The organism is Corynebacterium sp. HMSC035E02 (genome assembly GCF_001836065.1).
Taxonomy (GTDB): Bacteria; Actinomycetota; Actinomycetes; order Mycobacteriales; family Mycobacteriaceae; genus Corynebacterium; species Corynebacterium hiratae.
This window is the reverse complement of sequence record NZ_KV827323.1, coordinates 1-344: the sequence shown is the minus strand read 5'-3', so window position 1 is coordinate 344 and position 344 is coordinate 1. Positions and strand designations below refer to the sequence as shown.

At 50.3% G+C, this 344-nt stretch carries 1 rRNA gene; it reads right to left on the bottom strand.

The features are described 5' to 3' along the window. A 23S ribosomal RNA gene (locus HMPREF2635_RS03290) occupies nucleotides 1-328 on the bottom strand; the annotation flags it as partial. Nucleotides 329-344 lie beyond the last annotated feature (16 nt).

The window sequence follows — 344 nt, the reverse complement described above, 5'->3', positions numbered from 1 at the left end:
GGGCCCACAACACCGCACACACAACCCCTACCAAGTATCACATGCACACGGTTTAGCCTCATCCACGTTCGTTCGCCACTACTAGCAGAATCATATTTTATTTTCTTCTCCTACGGGTACTGAGATGTTTCACTTCCCCGCGTAAACCCCCACAACAGCTATGAATTCACTGAAGGGTAACACCCCATAACAGGTGCCAGGTTTCCCCATTCGGACATCCTCGGATCAACGCTTTATTGACAACTCCCCGAGGCTTAACGCAGCCTTACACGTCCTTCATCGGCTCAGCATGCCAAGGCATCCACCATGCGCCCTAAATAACGAACACACAACCAACACAACAA